Raw genomic sequence first — 22,090 nt, forward strand, 5'->3', positions numbered from 1 at the left:
GGGGTACGGCCCCGCCACGCGCAGCGTCCTGGCTCCGGTGCTGTGAATGGCGCGTTGACGGCAGGACCGGTGTCCCGAACGACGCTCTCAGGAACACGACCTCACCACCGTCCCGAAGGACCGAGCCCGCGCAACCGCAAGGATTCCATGAAGTCGGTGTGAGTGGGTGGTTGTCGTGTGCTGGTCTCGTCGGTCGGGGTGTGCTGGCTTGTGGGTTTGTCCTCGCCGGACGGGCAGGTCTCCGGGGTGGCGGAGGGGCTGTTCGGCGGCGGTTGGGTTCGGGTCTGCCTGCCATCCCGTCGACCTCCCTACGGGCTATCACACCGCGCCAAGGGGGGCCGATTCGTGCGTGTTGTGATTCGGGTGTTTGGCCCCCCTTGACGCGGCGTGATCGGGCGCTGCCAGGTCGACGGGATGGCAGGGAGCCCCTTTTGGGTGGGCTTGCGCCACCGTCGGTGTTGCGTGGGGTTGCGGGCCCGTCTGGCGGGCAAGGGCCCCGCTTCGCGGGGCCCGGGCGCGTAGCGGCCTGGTTTGGTGCTGTGAAAGGCGCGTTGACGGCGTTGGCAGTGCTGTGAAAGGCGCATTGACGGCACCCGTTGTGCCGTGAACGCGCCTTTCACGGCATTGGCCCCGCCCCGTCTCGGGCGACCGCAGGGGATGTGCCTACGCCGAAGCCACTTCACGTGAGCTTCACGGAATCTATTGTCTAGTCGTCGAGCTGTCCCTGTTCCTTCGCGCGTTTCACCAGGAGGCGGACGTTCTCCACCCGGCCGCAGTCCGCGTCGATCTGGCGGTTGCGTTCGGCCAGGAACTCGCGGCCCAGTTCCGCGCGGACCTGGGGGCCCACCTCGTCGCGGGCCGGGTTGAGGATGGTCAGCTCCTCCTCGGCCAGGTGGTGGTTGACGGTGCCCGACAGCTCCTCGACGGCGTCGGCGAAGGCCTTGGTGTCGGTGCCCTTCAGCTCCAGCACCTTCAGCAAGGCCTCGTGGGCCTCCGCGTGCTCCTCCTCGCTGTGTTCGGCTTCCTCCTTGCCGACCGCACGGCGCTTGCGCAGCTTCGGGTAGACGTACTTCTCCTCGGCCTCCGCGTGGGCGACCAGCACCGCGGCCAGTGCGTGGCGGACCTCGTCGCGGTCCGCACCGGCGTCCCGCAGGGCGCGCAACAGGTCCTCGAACAGGCGGTGGTCGGCCAGGATCAGGTCAATGACATCGCCTGCCACCGGGCGGTGCAGGTCCACGACGTATCCCATGTACGGGGGGTACCCCGTTTCGGCCATTGTTAACGTTTTCCTTGTGGGACAGTGGATTTCCGCCACGTGTCGCCGACCCGCGGACTCACTGTGCGAAGTGGCCGCGGTTTGGCAGGATCAGGGGGTGAGCAACCACCCACCCGCCGCGGTCCCCGACCGACTCTTCGCCGACGACGCAGCCGAGGCCCGGTGGCGAGAACGGTTCACCGCGGCCCGCGTGTCCCTGCCCGACTGGGCGCACGACGCACCGGACCGCAACATCTACGTCTCCAACGCGAGTGGCGTGTTCGAGATCTACGCGTGGGATCGGGCGACCGACACGCACCGCAAGGTCACCGACCGGCCCAACGGCACCCACAACGGCGCCATCAGCCCGGACGGCGAGCGCGTGTGGTGGTTCTCCGACTCCGACGGCGACGAGTTCGGCAGCTGGGTGTCCGAGCCGTTCGCGGGCAGGCCGGTCCACGAGCCGCCGACGGCCGCGGTGCCCGGCAGCGTGCCCGGCTACCCCGCGGGTCTCGCCATCGGCCGCGAGGTGACGGTGACCGGCGTCTCCAACGACGACGGCACGACCGTGTTCGTCACGAAGGGCGGTGCGCGGGCCCAGGTCGTGTACCGGAACGAGCACGACGGCGGCGTCGCGGCGCTGTCCCGGGACGAGACGCTGCTCGCCATCGAGCACTCCGAGCACGGCGACAACCGGCACCCTGCGCTGCGGGTGCTCGCGGTGGCCGACGGCGCGACGGTCGCCGAGAAGTGGGACGGCGAGGGCAAGGGGCTCGACGCGGTCGGGTTCAGCCCGGTCGCCGGCGACCAGCGGCTCCTGGTCCGGCACGAGCGGCGCGGCCGCGACGAGCTGCTGATCTGGGACGTCGCGGCCGGCACCGAGGTCGAGCTGGTCATCGAGCTGCCAGGTGAGCTGACCGCCGACTGGTATCCGGACGGCAGCGCGATCGTCGTGGTGCACACGCACGAGGCCCGCAACAGCGTGTACCGGTACGACCTCCGGCACGGCGAGCTGACCAGGCTGAACACCCCGCCGGGCACGATCGGGTCGGTGGACGTGCGGCCCGACCAGACGGTCGAGTACTCGTGGTCCAACGCGGCCAGGCCGGGCGTGGTGCGGGCGCTGTACACCGACGGCACCGAGCGGGTGCTGCTGGCGCCGCCCGGCCACCGCGCACCCGAGTCGGTCGAGCTGCTCGACGTGTTCGTGCCCGGCGAGGGCGGCGACGTGCACGCCCTGTACGCGCGGCCCGCCGACGCGCCCGACGGGCCGCTGCCGACGGTGTTCGCGCTGCACGGCGGCCCGCACTCGCACGACGAGGACCGGTTCTCCGCGTACCGGGCGGTGTGGCTCGACGCCGGGTTCGCGGTCGTGCACGTCAACTACCGCGGCTCGTCCGGGTACGGCTCGAAGTGGCGGGACGCCATCGAGGGCAGGCCGGGGCTGACGGAACTGGCGGACGTGGCCGCGGTGCACGAGTGGGCGGTGGCGAAGGGGCTGGCCGACCCCGCGAAGTGCGTGGTCAACGGCGCGTCGTGGGGCGGTTACCTGTCGCTGCTGGCGCTGGGGACGCAGCCGGGGCTGTGGGCCGCGGGAGTGGCCGGGGTGCCGGTGGCGGACTACCTCGCCGCGTACGAGGACGAGATGGAGCCGCTGCGGGCGTTCGACCGGGCGCTGTTCGGCGGCTCACCCAACGAGGTGCCCGACCGCTACGTCGAGTGCTCGCCGCTCACGTACGTGGACAACGTGGCGGCGCCGGTGCTGGTGGTGGCCGGGGAGAACGACCCGCGCTGCCCGATCCGCCAGATCGAGAACTACCTGGCGAGGCTGGCGGACCGCGGCAGCCCGTACGAGGTGTACCGGTACGACGCGGGGCACGGGTCGCTCGTGGTGGCGGAGACGATCAAGCAGACGGCGATCGAGGTCGACTTCGTCCGCCGTCACCTGCGGATGGCCTAGGCCGCACTTGGATCCTTGCGCAAAAGTCCGCACCCCGCTCAGCAGCTACCTCAGGGGAACGTGACGGCACTGGACCACCAACCGCCTGCGGTCCGCTGGTGTCGCTGGGTCAGGACCAACACTTTGAATCGCGGGGTGGCGGACCAGCTAGGCCATCTGCGCCTGCCACATCCAGTGCTGCTTCTCGAGTTCGGCCGCGATCTCGATCAGCAGGTCCTGGGTGACCAGGTCGGTCTTGTCGGTCTCGTCGATGCGCTTGCGCAGCCGCTTGACGACCTCGCCGAGGATCTTGACGATCGCGGCGACGGTGGCCTCGACGGGCTGCCAGTTGTCGGGGTAGGCCGGGATGCCGGACGACTCGACGACGGTTTTGGCCTTGCCGTTCGGGGAGATGCCGATGGCGTTGGCGCGCTCGGCCACGTCGTCGACGTACTGGCGGGCCGCCGACACCAGCTCGTCGAGCTGGAGGTGCGCGCTGCGGAAGTTCGCGCCGACGACGTTCCAGTGGGCCTGCTTGGCGATCAGGGACAGGTCGATCAGGTCGACGAGCGTTGCCTGGAGCACGGCGCCGGTGGCTTCGCGCTCCGCGTCACCGAGTGGACTCGTGATGGGGGACTTGGTCATCTCATACCTCCTCAGTACACCTGTGAAAACGGTGGTGTACCCGGGGAGATTCCTGGTCACACGCGCGCTGTGGCGAACTCCACGACCTGTGACCCGATGGTGCGGAGGTTCGCGGCGACCTGCTCGTCGGAGCAGTCGCCGTCCGGCCCGAACAGCACGTGCGCGGAGTTCACGGCCGCGCCCAGCGGGGTCGGCCAGCCGCGCAGCGCGTGCACGATCGAGCGCAGCGACGTGAGCGTCGTGACCGCCGCCTGCCAGCCACGGGCGGCCGCGACACAGCCGACGGCGCGGCCGTCGAGGTAGGGGCGGGGGTCCTCGCGGAGGTCCTCCACGTAGTCGAGCGCGTTCTTGACCAGGCCGGAGACGGTGCCGTGGTAACCGGGTGAGACGAGGACGACGCCGTCGGCGGCCCGCAGCTCCTCGACCAGCCGGTCCGCGGCCGGGCTGCGCTCCGGCTCAGCCGGGTCGTAGAACGGCAGGACCAGGTCGGCGCCGGAGATGACGGTGGTCCTGGCGCCCAGGCGCTCCGCGCCGTCGAGGGCGATCCGCAGTGCGCGTTCGGACTGGGAGTCCGTGCGCAACGACCCACCGATGCCCACCACGCTGACAGTCACCGCGCTCCTCTCGTCACCCCGATCATCCTCCCTTCTGGCGACGTCCGGCTCCACTCCCGGTAGTTCCGTCGACCGCCCGGTCACCGGGAGGAACCCGGCGGTGGAGTTTCGGCAGGTCGGGTGACCGCGACCACGTTCATTGGTTAGCCTCCACCCGTAGCCGCCTGGGGAGGCGTTTCATGTCGACGATGATGGACAGGGTTCCGCTGCCCGTTCAGGGCGCGGTGCTGCAGACGGTGTTCGCGCTGCCCCGGCCGGTGCGCAGGCTGATCGCGGGCGCGCCGATCCGGCGGGACGGGCTGGAGCTGGCGCTCGACGCGCAGCTGCTGCTGCGGATGCTGGCGTTCACCGACACCAGCCTGGGCGGCGGCGACCACGTGACCGCGCGTGCGCGGCTGGAGCTGCGGCACGGGCTGGTCGGGCCCGGCGTGACCGGGGTGCGGAGCCGGGACCTGGACCTCCCGGCCGAGTCGGGCGAGCCCGTGCCCGCGCGGCTGTACGAGCCGGTCGGTCTCGCGCCGGGGTCACCGCTGCTCGTGTACTTCCACGGCGGCGGCTGGGTCATCGGCAGCATCGAGACGCACGAAGCGACGTGCCGCTACCTGGCCAGGAACGCCCAGGTCCGGGTGCTGTCGGTCGGGTACCGGCTCGCGCCGGAGCACCACTTCCCCGCCGCCGTGGCGGACGCGCTCACCGCGTTCCGGTTCGCCGCGGCCCGCGCCGAGACACTCGGTGCGGACCCGTCGGCGATCGCGGTCGGCGGCGACAGCGCCGGCGCGAACCTGGCCGCGTCCGTGTGCCTGCAGACCATGGGCAAGGGGCCCCGGCCGGTCTTCCAGCTGCTCTTCTACCCGGCGACCGACGGCACCACCCGCCGCCGGTCGCGGGACCTGTTCGGCGACGGCTTCTTCCTGACCGACGACGACATGACGTGGTTCCTCGACCACTACTGCCCGGACCTCGACCTGCGTGCCGACCCCCGGCTGTCCGTGCTGCTCGCGGACGACCTGCGCGGGCTGCCACCCGCCTACGTGGCGACGGCCGGGTTCGACCCGCTGCGCGACGAGGGCAACGCGTTCGCCGACCGGCTGCGCGAGGCGGGGGTGCCGGTGGTGAAGCGGCAGCACGACGACCTCATCCACGGGTTCGTCAGCTTCGTGAACCTGGGCGTGCGCTTCCGGGAGGCCGTCGCGGAAGCGGCGGGCGCGCTGCGCACCGGCCTCGCGCTGCGGTCCCGCGCGAACGTCGTCGACCTGTTCCGGCCGACCGCGTAGCAGGTCTATCCGGCGGCGGGGCCCGACCGGCAGGCGGGGCAGAACCCCCAGAACACCACCTCGGCCTCGTCGATCACGAACCCGGTGGACGCCGCCGGTTCGAGGCAGGGCGCGGCACCGACGACGCGGTCGACGTCCTCGGTGCGGCCACAGCCCCGGCACACCACGTGGTGGTGGCCGTCCTGGGTGCGGGTCTCGAACCGGGCGGGCGAACCCGCGGGCTCGATGCGCCGCAGCAGCCCGGTCTGCGTGCACGCGTGCAGCACGTCGTAGATGGCCTGGGTGGACACCGACCCGAGCCGGGCGCGCACCCCGGCGGCCACCTGCTCGGCGGTGGCGTGCGGGTGCTCGGCCAGCCAGTCGAGCGTGGCGAGCCGCGGCGCGGTGACCCGCAGCCCGACGGTACGCAGCTGTTCGGCCCGGTGGTCGTTCATGGCCTCCACGACACCACCATCTTTGGAACGAGTCAAGATTGCTCGCGGCAGTGTCGGTGGTCGCCCGTAAATTGGTTGCCGAGCGACGAGCGCGAGAGGTCACATCGAGCCATGCAGCTGTACCGCCGAACGCTGGCCCTGCCCGGGGTCCGGACCCTACTGGTGCTCGTGTTCTTCGCCCGCATCCCGGCCACGGCCGCCGGGATGGCACTGACCCTGCACATCGCCGTGACCATGGACCGCGGCTACGGGGCGGCGGGCACGGTCGGCGCGGTGGCGACCATCGGCATCGCGCTCGGCGCGCCGGTGCTCGGGCGGGTCGTCGACCGGTACGGGCTGCGGCCGATGCTCGTGATCACCACGATCGGCGAGGCCACGTTCTGGGTGTTCGCGCGGTTCATGTCCTACCCGCTGCTGCTGGTGTGCGGGTTCCTCGGCGGCATGCTCGTGCTGCCCGCGATGTCCATCGGCAGGCAGGCGATCGCCGCGCTCGTACCGACGGACCTGCGGCGCACCGCGTACTCGATGGACTCGGTGTCGACCGAGCTGTCGTTCATGGTGGGGCCCGCGGCGGCAGTGGTCGTGGCGACGCAGTTCTCCACGCAGACCGCGCTGGTCGCGATGGCGGTGGGCATCGCGGTCGTCGGGACCGCGTTGTTCGTGATGAACCCGGCGGTGCGCAGCGAGGCGGAGAAGGCGTCGACCGAACGGATCCCGCGCCGGGTGTGGCTCACGCCGCGGCTGGTCGGTGTCCTGCTCGTCGGCGCGGGCGCCGTGTTCATCCTCGCGGGCACCGAGGTCGCGATCGTCGCGCAGATGCAGCACAGCGGCGAACTGTCGTGGACGAGTGTCGTGGTGATCGTGTGGTCGGCGGGGTCCGCGGTGGGCGGGCTCGTCTACGGGGCGCTGGCGCGGTCGTACCGGCAGGTCACCCTGATGGCGTGGCTCGGCGTGCTGACCATCCCGATCGGGCTCGCGGGCGGCTCGTGGTGGTCGCTCATGCTGGTGCTGCTGCCCGCCGCGTTCCTGTGCGCGCCGACGATCGCCGCCACCGGCGAGGAGGTCGCCCGGCTCGCCCCACCCGCCGCCCGCGGCGAGGCGACCGGGCTGCAGTCGTCGGCGTTCACGCTCGGCGCGGCCGTCGGGGCGCCGAGCGTGGGGTTCGTCGTGGACCACGCGTCACCGGGCTGGGGCTTCGCGCTGGCGGGCGTCGGCGGCGTCCTGGTCGCGGCCCTGGCGTGGCTCCTGGCCGCACGGCAACGGGACCGGGCACCGGCGGGCACGGCCGTCGAGCCCGGCACCAGGGCCGGGTCGGTCAGTTGATCGTTCTCCGAAGCCGCAGGTAGTCCTGTGCGTGCCTGATCATCAGGTCGCCCGCTCCGCGCTGCTCACCACCGTGTTCCTGCCCGCCCGCTTCGCGAAGTACATCGCCTCGTCTGCCCGGTGTACCAGGCCGTCGACGGTGGTGGCCGCGTCCGGGAAGCACGCCACCCCGACCGAGGCGGACAGGTTGGTGATCACGTGGGTGGTGTCGCCGACGGCCACGGTGACGGACAGGTCACCGACGGCGGTGCGGACACGTTCCGCCACGTCACAGGCGCCCTGGTCGGGGATCTGGGGCAGCAGCACGACGAACTCCTCACCGCCCCAGCGGCCGACGGAGTCGTACGCGCGGAGCTGGCCGGTGATCGTCGCCGCCACGGTGCGCAGCACGGCGTCGCCCGCGACGTGGCCGTAGGTGTCGTTGACCTTCTTGAAGCGGTCGAGGTCGATCATCAGCACCCCGAAGGGCTCCCTGCTCTTCGCGTTGCGCACCAGCTCGGCCGCCACCCGCGTCTGCCACTCCTCCGCGGTGAGCAGCCCGGTCTTGGAGTCCTGCGCCGCCTTCTCCTCCAGCTGGCGCATGAGGACGTTGCGGTGCAACACGATCACCGGCAGCGGCATGAGCGCCACCAGCACCGGCTGTGTCAGTAGGACGGTCGCGGTGACGCCACCGAGGCTCAGCGTCGCCAGTTCGAGCGCGTTCTCCGCCTTGGTGCCGAACGTCTTGCGCCACGGCCGTTCCGGGTGGTGCAGCTTCACGGCGACCGCGACGGGCCCGCCGTTGACCGTCGTGTACACGAGGATCGCGACCGCGATCGCCAGCAGCGCCCGGCCGCCGTGCCAGTCGTCGCGGAGCACGTCGGCCGCGCCGAACAGCCGCAGCACCGGCGGCACCGACAGGACCGACAACACGATCGTCGCCGAGGAGAACACGACGCGGTAGGCGGGCCTGCCCTGGATCGGCCACCACACCCGCAACCACAGGTGCAGGTAGGTGAGCACGGCCAGCGTGACCGCCAGCGCCGCGGGCAGCACGACCGCGCCGCCGAACATCCACACCGACGTCATGTTGATGTGCGGCCGGTCGGCCAGGTACCGGCGGGCCTTCTCGGTGCCGAGCGACAACTCGGTCTGCACGCACGAAACCACAAGCAGCGCAAGGAAACGCGCCCAGTCGGTTTCGGTGGGTACGGGCCCGGGGAACGCGACGACGAGCACCACCGCGAGCGTCCCCACGCCAAGGCACAGCGGAAGCACGAGTCGCGGCGCCTCGAGGATCGCCCACCGCGGTCGGGTTGCGGTCATGCTCGTCGCTCCACGGTTTTCACGTCCCCGAGCCAGAAGGCATGAAGGTACCGGAAAACCGTGCACCCGACCGGATTGGGCGACGCTGACCAACCCGTTCGGCTCAGCGCACCTGAAATCCGAGGAACGGAAGCGCTCGCTCAGCGCACCTCACGAACCACGCGATCTTCGAACAATGTCCCGCGCCGACGAACGGAACCCCAGGGGAACGTGACGGCAACCAGCCACAAACCACCCGCCGACCGCACCGTTCGTCGGCACGCAACCAACACTTTGAAATTCCGGGGAGGCGGAACAGTCCGCTCAGCGCTGGGCGAGTGCCTCCGCGATCTCGTAGGTGTTGAGGGCGGCGCCCTTGCGGAGGTTGTCGCCGCACACGAAGAAATCGAGGGTGTTCGGGAAGTCCAGCGCCTGCCGGATGCGGCCCACGTACGTCGGGTCGCCGCCGACCACGTCGGCCGGGGTCGGGAAGACGCCGTTCTCCGCGTCGTCCTGCAGCACGATCGACGACTGTGCCTCGAACACCTCGCGGGCCCGCGCGACGGTCACCTCGGAGGCGAACGTCGCGTGGACCGCGAGCGAGTGCGTGGTCACCACGGGCACGCGCACGCAGGTCGCCGACACCTTGAGGTCCGGGATGCCGAGGATCTTGCGCGACTCGTTGCGGACCTTCAGCTCCTCGGAGTACCAGCCGTCGCCCTTGTAGGAACCGGCCGACGGGACCACGTTCAGCGCGAGCGGCGCCGGGAACGGCGAGTCGGCCAGCGGCAGCCCGGCGGCCTCGAGTGCCTCGCGCACGTCACCGGCCCGCACGCCGACACCCTTGCCGACCACCGCTGCCAGCTCCGCGTACAGCCGCTCGACACCGGCGACACCGGCACCGGACACGGCCTGGTAGGACGCGACGACCAGCTCCTTCAGCTCGAAGGACCGGTGCAGTGCGCCGAGCGCGGCCATCATCGACAGCGTCGTGCAGTTCGGGTTCGAGATGATCCCGCGCGGCCGCTCGTGGATCTTGTCGAGGTTGCACTCGGGCACGACGAGCGGCACGTCGTCGTCCATCCGGAACGCACCCGAGTTGTCGACCACGACCGCGCCGCGCGACGCGGCGACCGGCGCCCACTCCGCGGAGATCTCGTCGGGCACGTCGAACATCGCGATGTCGACGCCGTCGAACGCCTCCGGCGACAGCGCGACGACCGTCTTCTCCTCGCCGCGCACGGTGAGCTTCCTGCCCGCCGAGCGCTGCGACGCGATCAGCCGCACGTCACCGAACGGGAACGTGGGCCGCGAGTCCATGATGTCGATCATCACCGTGCCGACCGCGCCGGTGGCGCCGACCAGTGCGAGTACCGGTGCGGACATCAGCGACCACTCCCCGCGTAAACCTGGGCGACCTCGTCGCCGCCGAGCCCGAAGGCGCTGTGGATGGCCTGCACGGCCTCGTCGAGCTGGGTGTCCCTGATCAGCACCGAGATCCGGATCTCCGAGGTGTTGATGATCTCGATGTTCACGCCCGCCTTGGCGAGTGCCTCGCAGAACGTGGCCGTGACACCGGGGTGGGACCGCATGCCCGCGCCGACCAGCGACACCTTGCCGACGTGGTCGTCGTACAGGACCGACTTGAAGCCCAGCTCTTCCTTGATCTTCTCCAGCGCCGCCACCGCGGTCGGCCCGTTGTCCTTCGACAGCGTGAACGTGATGTCGGTGCGGCCGGAGACCGTGCTCGACACGTTCTGCAGCACCATGTCGATGTCGATCTCGGCGTCCGCGACCACCCGGAAGATCCGGGCGGCGACACCCGCCTGGTCCGGGACGCCGGTCACGGTGACCTTCGCCTCGGAGCGGTCGTGCGCTACGCCGGTGATCATGGCCTGTTCCACGGGAATGTCCTCCGTTGAGCCGGTGACGATCGTGCCCGGCTTGTTGGTGTACGACGAGCGGACGTGGATGGGGACGCCGTAGCGGCGGGCGTACTCGACGCAGCGCAGCATCAGGACCTTCGCCCCGGACGCCGCCATCTCCAGCATCTCCTCGTACGGGACCCGGTCGAGCTTGCGCGCGTTCGGCACGATCCTCGGGTCCGCGGTGTACACGCCGTCCACGTCCGTGTAGATCTCGCACACGTCCGCGTTCAGCGCGGCGGCCAGCGCGACGGCGGTGGTGTCCGAGCCGCCCCGGCCGAGCGTGGTGATGTCCTTCGTGTCCTGGCTGACGCCCTGGAAGCCGGCGACGAGGCAGATGTAGCCGTCGTCGAGCGACTGCTGCACCCGGCTGGGCGTGACGTCGATGATGCGGGCCCGGCCGTGTGTCGAGTCGGTGATGACACCGGCCTGGGAACCCGTGAAGGACAGGGCCTCGGCACCGAGGGCGCCGATGGCCATCGCGACAAGCGAGTTGGAGATGCGCTCACCCGCGGTGAGCAGCATGTCCATCTCGCGTTCTGGTGGGACGGGGTTGACTCGCTGCGCGAGATCCAGGAGTTCGTCCGTGGTGTCCCCCATCGCGGAGCACACCACCACCACGTCGTTGCCGGCCTTGCGGGTCGCGACGATCCGCTCGGCCACCCGTTTGATCCGGTCCGCGTTCTCGAGCGATGAACCGCCGTACTTCTGGACCACGAGCGCCACTGGCTCTTACCTCCTCGAAGAGTCAAAGGCGAGCCTAACCGGTAGGGCGAATCGGACCGGTCGTCCGTGTGGCGCCCGCCACGTGCGTGAACGCCCGCCCTACCCTGTTGTGGGCAGCCAGCCGGTGGGTGGGAAGGGATCGGGGTGTCGGCGACGGACGTGACGCGGGCGGAGGCGGAGGGGTCCGCCGTCCCGGACGAGGAACCGGTCGAGGCGGGCAAGCGCGGGCACGCGTGGACCGTCCGGAGAACCGGCGCGGTCCTCGCCCCCGCGTTGATCTTCCTCGGCATCCGTGAGCTGGGGTTGCTCGTGCTCACGTGGATGGCGAGCCGCAACGACCACTCGGTGTCCGGGGCGCTGCGGTCGTGGGACGGGCAGTGGTTCCTCGCGATCGCCGACGGCGGCTACTCCGGCGTGCCCGACGGGCTGGTCGACGCGTACGGACAACGCAGCGCGGAGACCCCGCTCGCGTTCTTCCCCGGCTACCCGCTGGTCGTGCGGTGGTTCGCCGCGATCGACGGGCCCGAGGGGATCGGGCTGGTCACCTCGGCGCTGACCGTGACGATCGTCGCCGGCGTCGTGTGCTCCTACGCGCTGGCGCGGCTCGGGCAGCACGTCCGCGGCGGGTCGCGGCGGACCGGGCTGATCCTGGTCGCGTTGTTCGCTGCGTCGCCGATGTCGGTCGTGCTGGCGATGGCGTACTCGGAGGCCCTGTTCTGCGCGTTCGCCGCGTGGGCGCTGGTCGGGGTGCTGGAGAAGCGGTGGCTGCTCGCCGGGGTGTGCTGCGCGCTGGCCGGGCTGGTCCGGTCGACCGGGGCGGCGCTGGTGCTGGCGGTCGGGCTGGCCGCGCTGCTCGTGGTGATCAGGAACCCGAGGTCGTGGCGGGCGTGGCTCGGCGGGGCGATCGCGCCGCTGGGGCTGCTCGGCTACCTCGCGTGGGTCGGGACGCGGACCGGCGAGTGGAACGGCTGGTTCGCGCTGCAGCAACGCGGGTGGGGCACCGGCTTCGACGGCGGTGCCGCGACGCTGCGGTTCTCGCTGGACGCGCTGGCCGACGCCCGGTCCGTGCTGGAGGTCACGACCGTCGGGCTGATCGTGGTCGCGCTGGTGCTGCTGGTGATCATGATCGTGCGGAAGGTCGAGTGGCCGCTGGTCACGTACTCGGCCGCGGTGCTGGCCATGGACCTGACGTCGAACGGCCTGATGAACTCGAAGGCGCGGCTGCTGGTGCCCGCCTTCACACTGCTGATCCCGGTGGCGCTGGCGCTCGCGAAACGGCGGGTGTCGACGTTCGTCGTGACGCTGTGCGCGCTGGCGGTGGTCACCTCCTGGTTCGGGGCATACGCGCTGACGTCGTGGGGTTACGCCATCTGATGAGTGACAGGAATGCCGACACGAGCGTGCCCATCCACCCGCTGATCGCGGCCAGGTGGAGCCCCCGTGCGCTGGACCCGGCCGGTGTGGTGACCGACGAGCAGCTACGGGCGGTGCTGGAGGCCGCGCGGTGGGCACCGTCGAACGGGAACACCCAGCCCGCGCGGTACCTGGTGGGGCGGCGCGGCGACGAGACGTACGCGCGGCTGTCCGACCTGCTGTCCGCGCGCAACCAGGGGTGGGCGCACGCGGCAGGCGCGCTGATCCTGGTGTGCGCGGTGACGGTCAACGAGAAGGGCCGGATCCCGATGGCCGAGTACGGGACCGGGCTCGCCGCCGGGAACCTGGCGCTGCAGGCGGTGGCCGAGGGCCTGGTCGCGCACCAGATGGGCGGGTTCGACAAGGAGGGCACCAAGCTGGTGTTCTCGCTGCCGGCCGACGTCGAGCCGCAGACGGTGATCGCGCTCGGCACACTCGGCGACCCGGCGCTGCTGGACGAGGAGCGGCGCGCGAAGGAGCTGGCACCCCGGCGACGCCTGGCACTGGACGAGATCGCGTTCACCGGCGAGTGGGGGAACCCCGTCTTCTAGATGGGTGTCCCCGCTGGCAGGTTGCCGTTTCGGTGGGTTGTCCTCGCCGGACGGGCAGGTCTCCCGCTGCGCGGGGCGGGCGTGGCAATGCCCTGAAAGGCGCGTTCAGGGCGCTGGCCGCCCTGAACGGCCCATTGACGGCACTCGTTATGCCGTTGGTGGGCTCAGCGCTCACGCACCGTAGACCGGCACCTCCGGCGGTGTCCTCGCGATGAGCTCCGCCACCGCCGCGCCCACCTCCTCGGCAGGCCACCGGCTCCCCCTGTCCACTGTGGCCACCCGCTGGTGCCCGCCGACCACGGTGATCTTCCCGGCCGCCACCTCGAACACCCGGCCGGTGACCCCGGCCGACGCCGTGGAACCCAGCCACACCACCAGTGGCGCGATGTCCTCGGGTCCCGGCAGGCCGGGGAACAGGTCCTCGGTCATCCGGGTGCGCGCGGACGGGGCGATCGCGTTCACCGTCACGCCGTAGCGCGCCAGCTCCGCGGCCGCGACCAGCGTCAGCCCGACGATGCCCGCCTTCGCCGCCGAGTAGTTCGCCTGGCCCACGCTGCCGAACAGGCCCGCGCCCGAGCTGGTGTTGATCACCCGCGCCGACACCGCCTCGCCAGCCTTCGACCGCGCGCGCCAGTGCTCCGCCGCGTGCCGCATGGTCAGGAAGTGGGCCTTGAGGTGCACGCGCACCACGTCGTCCCACTCCTGTTCGCTGGTCGACACGAGCATGCGGTCCCGCACGACGCCCGCGTTGTTCACCAGCACGTCCAGCCGCCCGTGCCGCGAGACGGCCAGGTCCACCAGCGACTTCGCACCGTCCCACGTGGACACGTCGGTGGTGTGGTCGCCCCCGTCGACGTCGTTGACGACCACGTGCGCGCCCTGGCGCCGGAACTCCTCCGCGTGCGCCAGCCCGATGCCGCGTGCGGCGCCGGTGATCGCCACGACCCGGTCCGCGCAGATCATGACGGGTCCGCCGCGGCCAGGAACGCGGGCCGTTCGCCGCCGCCGTGCACGGTGACCGTGCTGCCGCTGACGTACGCCGCCGCGGGGGACGCCAGCCACCGGCACGCCTGCCCCACGTCCGAGGGCACCGCCATGCGGCCGAGCGGGATCGTCGCACCGACGGCCGCGACTCCGGCCGCGTCGCCGTAGTGCAGGTGCGACTGCTCGGTGTCGACCGGCCCGGCCACGACCGTGTTGACCCGCACCTTCGGCGCCCACTCGACGGCGAGCGACGCCGCGAGGTTCGCCAGGCCCGCCTTCGCCGCGCCGTAGGCCGCGGTGCCGGGCGAGGGCCGGGTGCCGCTCACACTGCCGATCATCAGGATCACGCCACCCGTCTCCTGTCGCTGCATCACGGTGTTCGCCCGCTGCGACACGTGCAGCGGCGCGACCAGGTTCAGCTCGATGATCTTGGCGTGCAGCCGCGGGGACGCGGTGGCGGCGTCGACCGGCGGCGCGCCACCGGCGTTGTTGACCACCACGTCGAGCGTGCCGTACCGGTCGACCACCGAGGTCACCAACGCGTCCACCTGGGACAGGTCGCGGACGTCCGCCCTGACGAACTCGGCCCTGCCGAGGTCCGCGGTCGGCTCGTGCCTGCTGCACGTCACCACGTCGAACCCCGCGTCGAGGAAGCAGCGCACGATCCCCAGCCCGACGCCGCGTGCTCCGCCGGTCACCAGCACGGTCGTCACAGGCGCTCCAGGATCGTCACGTTGGCCTGCCCGCCGCCCTCGCACATGGTCTGCAGCCCATAGCGGCCGCCGGTGCGTTCGAGGCCGCCGAGCAGGGTGGTCATCAGCCGGGCGCCGGTCGCGCCGAGCGGGTGGCCGAGCGCGATGGCGCCCCCGGCCAGGTTGACGCGCTCCGGGTCGGCGCCGGTCTCCTTCAGCCAGGCCAGGACCACGCTCGCGAACGCCTCGTTGATCTCCACCAGGTCGATGTCCGCGATGGACAGCCCGGCGCGGCGCAGCGCGTGGCCGGTGGCGGCGATCGGCGCGTCGAGCATCACGACCGGGTCGCCACCGCGGGCCGAGAGGTGGTGCACGCGGGCCCTCGGCGTGAGCCCGTGCTCGTTCAGCGCGCGCTGCGACACGACCAGCAACGCGGCGGCGCCGTCGGAGATCTGGCTGGCCAGCGCGGCGGTCAGCCTGCCATCCGGCAGCAGTGTCCTGAGCCCGGCCATTCTCTCCCGCGAGGTGTCCCGGCGCGGGCACTCGTCGGCGGCGATCCCCGCCAGTGGCGCGAGTTCGCCGTCGAACCAGCCGCCGTCGATCGCCGCCACCGCGCGGGAATGGCTGCGCAGCGCGAACTCCTCCATGTCGCCGCGCCCGATGTCCCACTTCGCGGCGATCGTCTCCGCGCCGAGGAACTGGGAGATCTCCTGGTCCCCGTACCGCGCGAGCCAGCCCTGCGAGGTCGAGAACGGGTCGGGGAAGCCGTGCTCGCGGCCCGCGTACATGGCCGCCGAGATCGGGATCGCGCTCATGTTCTGCACGCCACCGGCCACCACGACGTCCGAGGTCCCGCTCATCACCGCCTGCGCGGCGAAGTGCACGGCCTGCTGCGACGACCCGCACTGCCGGTCCACGGTCACGCCGGGCACCTGCTCGGGCAGCCCGGCCGCGAGCCAGCACGTCCGTGCGACGTCCCCGGCCTGCGGCCCGATCGTGTCGACACACCCGAAGACCACGTCGTCCACGATCCCGGGGTCGAGCGGGGTCCGGTCGAAGAGCGCACGCAGCACGTGCGCGCCGAGGTCGGCCGGATGGACACCCGCGAGCCCGCCGCCACGCCGGCCGACCGGCGTGCGGACCGCGTCGACGATGAACGCGTCTGCCACGGTGCTAGGCTACCAAGCTAGCGCTTGGGTGCGGGAGTGGGAGAACATGAGCGGAACGAATCGTCGAGGTCCGTGCCGCCGCGGAGCGGGCGAGGCGGCGGCGTGACGGAAACGCGCGGCAAGCCGTCGGCCCGGCGTGCCGACCTGGTGCGGATCGCGGCGGAGCTGTTCGCCGAACGCGGCTACCGGGCCACGACGGTCCGGCACATCGGCGACGCCGCCGGGGTGCTGTCCGGCAGCCTGTACCACCACTTCGACTCCAAGGAGACGATCCTCGACGAGCTGCTGTCGAGCTACCTCGACGAGCTGCTCGGCACGTACCGGGAGATCGCGGGCGGCGAACCGGTCACCGCGCTGCGCGGCCTGGTCACCGAGGCGTTCCGGTCGCTCGGCGAGCACCGCGCGGCGATCACTGTGCTGCAGAACGAGCGCAACTACCTGCGCACCCTGCCCCGTTTCGGCTACCTCACCAAGGCCGACGACGAGGTCCGCAGCATCTGGACCACCGTGCTGCGCGACGGCATCGAGGCCGGTGCCTTCCGCGCCGATCTCGACCCGGCGGTCACGTACCGCTTCCTGCGCGACTCGGTGTGGGTGGCGGTGCGCTGGTTCCGCCAGGACGGCCGCCTCTCGCCGGAGGAACTGGCCGAGCAGTACCTGAAGATGATCCTGGACGGCATCACCGCCTGACCGCGCTCGGGCATGACCGTGGACTTGGGCGTCACCGGCGGACCTGTTCACGCTCCGGCGTCTCTGAGCACCCGCTTGAGCACCTTGCCGGACGCGTTGCGCGGCAACGCTTCGGTGAACTCGACCTGGCGCGGCACCTTGTAGTTGGCGAGCACGCCTCTGCAGTGCGTGACGACGTCCGCCGCGGAGAGTCCACTCGCGACGACGAACGCCTTGCCCACCTCGCCGAGCCGTTCGTCCGGCACGCCGACCACCGCGGCCTCGGTCACGCCGGGCAGCCGGGCGATTGCCTGCTCGACCTCCGCGGGGTAGACGTTGAAACCGCCGCAGATGTACATGTCCTTGAGGCGGTCGGTGATCGTGAGGTAGCCGCGGTCGTCGAGCCTGCCGACGTCGCCGGTGTGCAGCCAGCCGTCCGCGTCGACGGCCAGCGCCGTCGCGAGTGGATCGTCGAGGTAGCCGAGCATGACGTTGGGGCCGCGCAGGAGGATCTCGTCCTGGTCGCCGGTCGCCACCTCGAACCCGGCGGTGGCGCGCCCGCAGGTGGTGGCGACGGTCTCGGCGTCGTCGTCGGGTGAGCACATGGTGGCGACGACCGCCTCGGTGAGCCCGTAGGCGGTGAGGACGGTGCCGAACTCGTGCTGCATGCGTTCCACGAGCGGCACCGGCACGACGGCGGCACCGGTGACGGCGAGACGCAGGGTCGACAGGTCGGCGCCGGGCAGGTCGAGCATGGACTGGAAGATCGTCGGCGGACCCGGCAGCACCGTGATCCGCTCCCGTTTCACCAGGTCGGCGGCCTGGGCCACGTCGAAGGTGGCCTGCGGGAGGATCGTGGCGCCGGTGAGGAGGCAGACGAGGATGCCCGCCTTGTAGCCGAAGCTGTGGAAGAACGGGTTGATCACGAGGTAGCGGTCGTCCTCGGTGACCCGGCCCAGCTCGGCCCACGCGCGGGCGACGCCCAGCGCCTGGCGGTGCGCGCTCATGGCGCCCTTGCTGCGGCCGGTGGTGCCGGAGGTGAAGAGGATGTCGCTGACGTCGTCCGGACCCGGCTCGGCGGCGGGTGCGGCGTGGTCGAGCGGGCGCCACGGCCGGTCCGGTTCGACGGTCATGACGAAATCGGGGATCCGGTGGCCACCGTCGCGCAGCTCGCGCAGCCGGTCGCGGCCGAGGAACTCACCCGCGACGACCAGGGCTTTCGCGGCGGTGCGGTCGAGGAGGCCGGCGGTCTCGGCCGCGGTGAAGCGGGTGTTGACGGGCACCAGGGCAGCGCCCGCGGTGAGCGCGCCGAGGGCGGTGAGGACCCAGTGGTGGGTGTTGGGGGCGCAGACGGCGACCCGGTCGCCGGGCCGGACCCCGCGCGCGGCGAACAGGCCGGCGGTGGCGCGGACCTGGTCGTTCAACTCGTGCCATGTCATCCGCACCGGCCCGTCGACCAGCGCCTCCGCGCTCCCGAACCGGCGCGCGGCGTCGGCGACGACAGCGGGAATCGTGTCCACGACCTAACTAGAACACGTTCTACAAAGCGGTCGCAAGGCCCTGGCGGTGCCCGAGGAGGGAGGCACCGCCAGGGCCTCGCAGGACCACACCCCCGAAACCAACGACGACACTGGGAACCCCCGACTGGCACCCAGGACCGTTGCGTAAGCAGCCCCCACCCGAACCCGGGGGGCCGCCCCGGGTCCATTCTATCGGTGGTGACTGGCGAAACCGCTGGTCACGGACGGTTGTGGATAACTTTCCCGGGCGGATGGACCGTTCGTCCGGTCGCCGATCCGGGCCCGGTCACGCCAGCCGGCGGATCAGCCGTGACAAAACCGACGACACGATCAGCCAGAACAGCGCCGCGAGCCCGTAGTTCACGAGCACCCGCAGCTTCGCGTCGTCCGGTGTGAACAGGTCCTTGAACGCGAGCGCGAGCGGGTCCGCCGCCGCGGAGAAGAACGTCGTGATGCCGTTCTCCGGGTTGGCGTCGCCCACGGTCAGCAGCACGTGCACGACCAGCACGGTCGCGAAGAGCAGCCCTGCCCAGCGGACGACGCCCGCCAGGACTCCCACCACGTTCGACCGGGTCTCGGTGGCCATGGTGGGAGTCTGGCACGTTCGGCATCAGGAAACGACCCGCGCGATCAACCCGGCGACGACCAGCCAGAACACGGCGGCCAGACCGTAGTTCACGATGGTCTCGAGGGACTTGTTGGCCAAGGTGAACAGGCCGGGGAAGAACAGCGCGAGCGGTTCTGCCATCGACTGGATGAAACGGAAGAAGGCGTTGCCTGCGTTCGCGCCGAACAGGTTCAGCAGGATGTAGATGACCTCGATGAGCGCGAAGACCGCCCCGATGAGCTGGACGACGCGCGCAGCTGTCCCGCTGCCTGTGCGGCTCCATCTACGAGTTGTCATGCGAGGTGGATGCCCTGCCACGCTGTGACGAAACCGCTCGCGCGGACCAATCGACCTAGGCCGTTCGGCCCACTATGTGAGAGGCCCGCTTCTTGTTCTCGCCGATCCGCGGCTAGGCTGTCGGCCGTGGCGCGTGCTCTCCTCCTTCGTTGCCGCGACGGGGCCTGACCAGACCGGCTCCCCGCCGCGGGTCGAAGCCTGCCGGTCGTCCGTTCCGAGACCCGCATGACAGACCCGCAAGCAGGAGATCATGAGCATTCCCGACGTACAGCGTGCCGCCACCAGCAACATCCGGATGCCGTCCCGGCCCGCACCCGCCGACCAGCCCGCGTGGAACACCCAGCGCGGCTCGTCGATGCCGGTGCACCGCTACCAGCCCTTCGGCCGGCTCGTCGAGCCGATCACGCTGCCCGACCGCACGTGGCCGGACAAGGTCGTCACCCGCGCGCCGCAGTGGTGCGCGGTCGACCTGCGGGACGGCAACCAGGCCCTGATCGACCCGATGTCCCCCGCCCGCAAGCGCCGCATGTTCGACCTGCTGGTGCGCATGGGCTACAAGGAGATCGAGGTCGGCTTCCCCGCCGCGTCGCAGACCGACTTCGACTTCGTGCGCGAGATCATCACCGACGGCGCGGTCCCCGACGACGTGAGCATCCAGGTGCTGTCGCAGTGCCGCCCCGAGCTGATCGAGCGCACCTTCGAGGCGCTGCAGGGCGCGCGCAGGGCGATCGTCCACATCTACAACTCGACCTCCATCCTCCAGCGGCGCGTGGTGTTCCGCGAGGAGCGCGAGGGCATCAAGAAGATCGCGACGTCCGCGGCCGAGATGGTGCGGGAGCTGGCGGGCAAGTACTCCGAGACGGACTTCCGCTTCGAGTACTCCCCCGAGTCCTACACCGGCACCGAGCTGTCCTACGCGGCCGAGGTGTGCAACGCGGTCACCGAGATCTGGCGGCCGACGCCGGACCACCCGGTGATCATCAACCTGCCCGCGACCGTCGAGATGGCGACACCGAACGTGTACGCCGACTCGATCGAGTGGATGAACCGCAACCTGGAGCGCCGGGACTCCGTGGTGCTGTCGCTGCACCCGCACAACGACCGCGGCACCGGTGTCGCCGCCGCCGAGCTGGGCTACCAGGCCGGCGCGGACCGCATCGAGGGCTGCCTGTTCGGCAACGGCGAGCGCACCGGCAACGTGTGCCTGGTGACGCTGGGCATGAACCTGTTCAGCCAGGGCATCGACCCGCAGATCGACTTCTCCGACATCGACGAGATCCGCCGCACGGTCGAGTACTGCAACCAGCTGCCGGTCGGCGAGCGCCACCCGTGGGGCGGTGACCTGGTGTTCACCGCGTTCTCCGGCTCGCACCAGGACGCCATCAACAAGGGCCTGGACGCGCTCAAGGACGCCGCGGACCGGGCCGGTCACCCGGTGGAGGACCACCCGTGGGAGGTCCCGTACCTGCCGATCGACCCGAAGGACGTCGGCCGCACCTACGAGGCCGTGATCCGCGTGAACTCGCAGTCGGGCAAGGGCGGCGTCGCGTACGTGATGAAGACCGAGCACCAGCTGGAGCTGCCGCGCCGCCTGCAGATCGAGTTCTCGCAGGTCGTGCAGCGGTACACGGACTCGGAGGGCGGCGAGGTGTCGCCCACGCTCATGTGGTCGACGTTCTCCTCGGAGTACCTGGAGCACAACGCGCCGCTGGTGCTGCGTGAGCACCGCATCACCGACGACGGCCAGGGCCACGACGAGATCAGCGCGGTCGTCGAGGTCGAGGGCGACCGGCACGAGATCACCGGCTCCGGCAACGGCCCGATCGCGGCGTTCGTGGACGCGCTGGCGTCGGTCGGCTTCGACGTGCGGGTACTGGACTACACCGAGCACGCCCTCACGGCGGGCGACGACGCCCGCGCCGCGGCGTACGTGGAGTGCGCGATCGGCGAGCGCACCCTGTGGGGCGTGGGCGTCCACAGCTCGATCGTGACGGCGTCGCTGCGCGCGGTGGTCTCGGCGATCAACCGCTTCTCCCGCTAGCGGAACTGCTGGGGGCGGGTCCAGGCAACCCCTTGCAAGACCCGCCCCCACGCAGGATCGTGCCCGGCCGCGCTTGCTTACCGGTCGAGCGCGGCAAGGGCCGCTGGTACGGGCACCGGTCCACTGTGGAGATCGAAGCCGCGGTTCTCCGTCCTCGGCTCGTGAAGGCACGCGGCGATCACCGCCGCCACGTCCTGGCGTGCGACCCGGCCCGCGCTCAGGTGGCTCGCGACCGTGACCCGGCCGGAGCCGGGGGCGTCGGTGAGCGTGCCCGCCCGCACGACCGTCCACACGAGAGTCGAGCGGCGCAGCGCGCTGTCGGAGACCTGCTTCGCGTACAGGATCGAGCGCACGAGCCGGTCGCCCTGGTCGGGGGCGTCGGCGAACTGCGCGGACAACTGGATGTACCGGCGGACCGCCGCCCGCTCCGCCGCGCGGATCGCGGCCTTGGCACCGTCCCGGTCGACCAGTGCCACCGCGGCCGGGTCCGGGTCCGCGGCACCGGCGGCGTTGATCACCACGTGCGAGCCGGTGAGCACGTCGACCAGCTCGTCGGGTTGCGCGCACAGGTCGGCGAGCACCGGGGTCGCGCCAAGGCCCGCGACGGCCGCTTTCCTGCGCCCGTCGCGCACCCCGGCACGCACCTGATGTCCCTGCCGCACCAGCAGGCGCACGATGTGCCGGCCGGTCCGGCCGGACGCACCGAGCACGGTGACGACCATGCTGTC

21 protein-coding genes are annotated in these 22,090 nt (G+C 71.3%); 7 read left to right on the forward strand and 14 right to left on the reverse strand.

Going from position 1 to position 22,090, the window contains the following annotated elements:
• Window positions 1-706: 706 nt before the first annotated feature.
• The gene (locus ACFPCV_RS13395) at window positions 707-1,249 is read right to left on the reverse strand and encodes a hemerythrin domain-containing protein (RefSeq protein WP_378056440.1); all 543 of its coding nucleotides are present in this window, start codon (window positions 1,247-1,249) and stop codon (window positions 707-709) included.
• A gap of 124 nt (window positions 1,250-1,373) precedes the next feature.
• Here ACFPCV_RS13395 and ACFPCV_RS13400 point away from each other — a divergent pair, with 124 nt between their 5' ends.
• Window positions 1,374-3,215, forward strand: coding sequence for a prolyl oligopeptidase family serine peptidase (locus ACFPCV_RS13400; RefSeq protein WP_378056441.1), 1,842 nt, complete (start codon window positions 1,374-1,376; stop codon window positions 3,213-3,215).
• Between the two features lie 147 nt (window positions 3,216-3,362).
• Here the strand turns inward: ACFPCV_RS13400 and ACFPCV_RS13405 are convergent, their stop codons facing one another.
• Window positions 3,363-3,839 carry a Dps family protein gene (locus tag ACFPCV_RS13405; protein WP_378056442.1) on the reverse strand — a complete coding sequence of 159 codons (477 nt, stop codon included), beginning with the start codon at window positions 3,837-3,839 and terminating at the stop codon, window positions 3,363-3,365.
• 56 nt (window positions 3,840-3,895) lie between these two features.
• Window positions 3,896-4,453, reverse strand: coding sequence for an NADPH-dependent FMN reductase (locus tag ACFPCV_RS13410; protein ID WP_378056443.1), 558 nt, complete (start codon window positions 4,451-4,453; stop codon window positions 3,896-3,898).
• A gap of 188 nt (window positions 4,454-4,641) precedes the next feature.
• Here ACFPCV_RS13410 and ACFPCV_RS13415 point away from each other — a divergent pair, with 188 nt between their 5' ends.
• Window positions 4,642-5,727: an alpha/beta hydrolase gene (locus ACFPCV_RS13415; RefSeq protein ID WP_378056931.1), complete on the forward strand. Its 1,086-nt coding sequence runs from the start codon at window positions 4,642-4,644 to the stop codon at window positions 5,725-5,727.
• 5 nt (window positions 5,728-5,732) lie between these two features.
• Here ACFPCV_RS13415 and ACFPCV_RS13420 read toward each other — a convergent pair whose 3' ends face one another.
• Entirely contained in the window at window positions 5,733-6,161 is a 429-nt protein-coding gene (locus tag ACFPCV_RS13420) for a Fur family transcriptional regulator (RefSeq protein ID WP_378056932.1), read from the reverse strand.
• Between the two features lie 111 nt (window positions 6,162-6,272).
• Here ACFPCV_RS13420 and ACFPCV_RS13425 point away from each other — a divergent pair, with 111 nt between their 5' ends.
• The gene (locus tag ACFPCV_RS13425) at window positions 6,273-7,484 is read left to right on the forward strand and encodes an MFS transporter (protein WP_378056444.1); all 1,212 of its coding nucleotides are present in this window, start codon (window positions 6,273-6,275) and stop codon (window positions 7,482-7,484) included.
• 42 nt (window positions 7,485-7,526) lie between these two features.
• Here the strand turns inward: ACFPCV_RS13425 and ACFPCV_RS13430 are convergent, their stop codons facing one another.
• The 3 genes from ACFPCV_RS13430 to ACFPCV_RS13440 form a co-directional block, all read right to left on the reverse strand.
• Window positions 7,527-8,789, reverse strand: a complete 1,263-nt coding sequence (locus tag ACFPCV_RS13430; RefSeq protein ID WP_378056445.1) for a GGDEF domain-containing protein — start codon at window positions 8,787-8,789, stop codon at window positions 7,527-7,529.
• 303 nt (window positions 8,790-9,092) lie between these two features.
• A complete protein-coding gene (locus ACFPCV_RS13435; protein ID WP_378056446.1) occupies window positions 9,093-10,154 on the reverse strand; it encodes an aspartate-semialdehyde dehydrogenase in 1,062 nt (353 codons plus the stop codon).
• The gene (locus ACFPCV_RS13440) at window positions 10,154-11,419 is read right to left on the reverse strand and encodes an aspartate kinase (RefSeq protein WP_378056447.1); all 1,266 of its coding nucleotides are present in this window, start codon (window positions 11,417-11,419) and stop codon (window positions 10,154-10,156) included. Before ACFPCV_RS13440 ends, ACFPCV_RS13435 begins: the two co-directional genes overlap by 1 nt.
• 144 nt (window positions 11,420-11,563) lie before the next feature.
• Between ACFPCV_RS13440 and ACFPCV_RS13445 the strand changes: the two genes are divergently transcribed.
• Both ACFPCV_RS13445 and ACFPCV_RS13450 read left to right on the forward strand, forming a co-directional pair.
• Window positions 11,564-12,793, forward strand: coding sequence for a mannosyltransferase family protein (locus tag ACFPCV_RS13445; protein WP_378056448.1), 1,230 nt, complete (start codon window positions 11,564-11,566; stop codon window positions 12,791-12,793).
• Window positions 12,793-13,383, forward strand: coding sequence for a nitroreductase family protein (locus ACFPCV_RS13450; RefSeq protein WP_378056449.1), 591 nt, complete (start codon window positions 12,793-12,795; stop codon window positions 13,381-13,383). The genes ACFPCV_RS13445 and ACFPCV_RS13450 overlap by 1 nt, the downstream gene beginning before the upstream one ends.
• Window positions 13,384-13,554: 171 nt before the next feature.
• Here ACFPCV_RS13450 and ACFPCV_RS13455 read toward each other — a convergent pair whose 3' ends face one another.
• The 3 genes from ACFPCV_RS13455 to ACFPCV_RS13465 are packed head-to-tail and all read right to left on the reverse strand — an operon-like array spanning window position 13,555 to window position 16,228.
• Complete coding sequence (locus tag ACFPCV_RS13455; protein WP_378056450.1) at window positions 13,555-14,346, reverse strand: SDR family NAD(P)-dependent oxidoreductase; 792 nt, start codon at window positions 14,344-14,346, stop codon at window positions 13,555-13,557.
• Entirely contained in the window at window positions 14,343-15,080 is a 738-nt protein-coding gene (locus ACFPCV_RS13460; RefSeq protein WP_378056451.1) for an SDR family oxidoreductase, read from the reverse strand. Before ACFPCV_RS13460 ends, ACFPCV_RS13455 begins: the two co-directional genes overlap by 4 nt.
• Window positions 15,077-16,228 carry an acetyl-CoA C-acetyltransferase gene (locus ACFPCV_RS13465; RefSeq protein WP_378056452.1) on the reverse strand — a complete coding sequence of 384 codons (1,152 nt, stop codon included), beginning with the start codon at window positions 16,226-16,228 and terminating at the stop codon, window positions 15,077-15,079. Before ACFPCV_RS13465 ends, ACFPCV_RS13460 begins: the two co-directional genes overlap by 4 nt.
• Window positions 16,229-16,330: 102 nt before the next feature.
• On the opposite strand from ACFPCV_RS13465, the gene ACFPCV_RS13470 reads away from it, so the two are divergent.
• Window positions 16,331-16,918, forward strand: a complete 588-nt coding sequence (locus ACFPCV_RS13470) for a TetR/AcrR family transcriptional regulator (protein ID WP_378056453.1) — start codon at window positions 16,331-16,333, stop codon at window positions 16,916-16,918.
• Between the two features lie 47 nt (window positions 16,919-16,965).
• Here ACFPCV_RS13470 and ACFPCV_RS13475 read toward each other — a convergent pair whose 3' ends face one another.
• The 3 genes from ACFPCV_RS13475 to ACFPCV_RS13485 all read right to left on the reverse strand — a co-directional run bounded on the left by ACFPCV_RS13475 (window position 16,966) and on the right by ACFPCV_RS13485 (window position 19,321).
• A complete protein-coding gene (locus ACFPCV_RS13475) occupies window positions 16,966-18,417 on the reverse strand; it encodes a FadD3 family acyl-CoA ligase (protein WP_378056454.1) in 1,452 nt (483 codons plus the stop codon).
• Window positions 18,418-18,703: 286 nt separating this feature from the next.
• Complete coding sequence (locus ACFPCV_RS13480) at window positions 18,704-19,003, reverse strand: hypothetical protein (protein WP_378056455.1); 300 nt, start codon at window positions 19,001-19,003, stop codon at window positions 18,704-18,706.
• A 24-nt stretch (window positions 19,004-19,027) separates the two neighbouring features.
• Entirely contained in the window at window positions 19,028-19,321 is a 294-nt protein-coding gene (locus tag ACFPCV_RS13485) for a hypothetical protein (RefSeq protein ID WP_378056456.1), read from the reverse strand.
• A 250-nt stretch (window positions 19,322-19,571) separates the two neighbouring features.
• On the opposite strand from ACFPCV_RS13485, the gene leuA reads away from it, so the two are divergent.
• Window positions 19,572-21,362 (forward strand): 2-isopropylmalate synthase, encoded by a 1,791-nt coding sequence (leuA, locus tag ACFPCV_RS13490; RefSeq protein ID WP_378056457.1) that lies wholly within the window; start codon window positions 19,572-19,574, stop codon window positions 21,360-21,362.
• 77 nt (window positions 21,363-21,439) lie between these two features.
• On the opposite strand, the gene ACFPCV_RS13495 is transcribed toward leuA, so the two are convergent.
• The gene (locus tag ACFPCV_RS13495; RefSeq protein WP_378056458.1) at window positions 21,440-22,084 is read right to left on the reverse strand and encodes an NAD(P)H-binding protein; all 645 of its coding nucleotides are present in this window, start codon (window positions 22,082-22,084) and stop codon (window positions 21,440-21,442) included.
• Window positions 22,085-22,090 lie beyond the last annotated feature (6 nt).

It is taken from the genome of Actinophytocola glycyrrhizae, assembly GCF_042653545.1.
GTDB classification, from domain to species: Bacteria; Actinomycetota; Actinomycetes; order Mycobacteriales; family Pseudonocardiaceae; genus Actinophytocola; species Actinophytocola glycyrrhizae.

Coding starts and splice junctions, on each gene's coding strand:
- ACFPCV_RS13395 (WP_378056440.1), bottom strand. CDS start 1,249: ATGGGATACGTCGTGGACCTGCACCGCCCGGTGGCAGGCGATGTCATT.
- ACFPCV_RS13405 (WP_378056442.1), bottom strand. CDS start 3,839: ATGACCAAGTCCCCCATCACGAGTCCACTCGGTGACGCGGAGCGCGAA.
- ACFPCV_RS13415 (WP_378056931.1), top strand. CDS start 4,642: ATGATGGACAGGGTTCCGCTGCCCGTTCAGGGCGCGGTGCTGCAGACG.
- ACFPCV_RS13420 (WP_378056932.1), bottom strand. CDS start 6,161: ATGAACGACCACCGGGCCGAACAGCTGCGTACCGTCGGGCTGCGGGTC.
- ACFPCV_RS13425 (WP_378056444.1), top strand. CDS start 6,273: ATGCAGCTGTACCGCCGAACGCTGGCCCTGCCCGGGGTCCGGACCCTA.
- ACFPCV_RS13430 (WP_378056445.1), bottom strand. CDS start 8,789: ATGACCGCAACCCGACCGCGGTGGGCGATCCTCGAGGCGCCGCGACTC.
- ACFPCV_RS13435 (WP_378056446.1), bottom strand. CDS start 10,154: ATGTCCGCACCGGTACTCGCACTGGTCGGCGCCACCGGCGCGGTCGGC.
- ACFPCV_RS13450 (WP_378056449.1), top strand. CDS start 12,793: ATGAGTGACAGGAATGCCGACACGAGCGTGCCCATCCACCCGCTGATC.
- ACFPCV_RS13455 (WP_378056450.1), bottom strand. CDS start 14,346: ATGATCTGCGCGGACCGGGTCGTGGCGATCACCGGCGCCGCACGCGGC.
- ACFPCV_RS13480 (WP_378056455.1), bottom strand. CDS start 19,003: ATGGCCACCGAGACCCGGTCGAACGTGGTGGGAGTCCTGGCGGGCGTC.
- ACFPCV_RS13485 (WP_378056456.1), bottom strand. CDS start 19,321: ATGACAACTCGTAGATGGAGCCGCACAGGCAGCGGGACAGCTGCGCGC.
- leuA (WP_378056457.1), top strand. CDS start 19,572: ATGAGCATTCCCGACGTACAGCGTGCCGCCACCAGCAACATCCGGATG.
- ACFPCV_RS13495 (WP_378056458.1), bottom strand. CDS start 22,084: ATGGTCGTCACCGTGCTCGGTGCGTCCGGCCGGACCGGCCGGCACATC.